The organism is Mycobacterium sp. KBS0706 (assembly GCF_005938675.2).
Classification (GTDB): Bacteria; Pseudomonadota; Alphaproteobacteria; order DSM-16000; family Inquilinaceae; genus Inquilinus.
Genome location: NZ_VCCH02000424.1, coordinates 1 through 265, shown reverse-complemented (window position 1 = coordinate 265; position 265 = coordinate 1). Strand labels below are relative to the sequence as shown.

The following is a 265-nucleotide window of genomic DNA, read 5'->3' as shown; positions in this document are numbered from 1 at the left end:
TCGGCGAGCCAGGCCCGGGCCGCGGCGCCCTGGCATTTGGGGCAGTGGCGGTTGCGGCAGGAATTGTAGCTGACCGCCAGGTGCCGGCAGTCGTCGCAGCGCGCGACGTGGCCGCCGAGGGCTGCGGTGCGGCAGGCCTCGATGGCCGACATGACCTTGAGCTGGCCGAGGCTCAGATGCCCGGCATGGGTGCTGCGGAAGGCCTCGCCATGGACACGCAGGATGTCGGCCAGCTCCAGGGCTGGCCGCGGCACGGCCGGTCAGG

General features: G+C 73.2%; 1 protein-coding gene. It reads right to left on the bottom strand.

Annotation, left to right across the window (positions count from 1 at the left end; all coding sequences use genetic code 11):
- Positions 1-254, bottom strand: a 254-nt coding sequence (locus FFK22_RS42555) for a transposase zinc-binding domain-containing protein (RefSeq protein WP_186003000.1), incomplete at its 3' end; no start/stop codon positions are given.
- Positions 255-265: the final 11 nt, after the last annotated feature.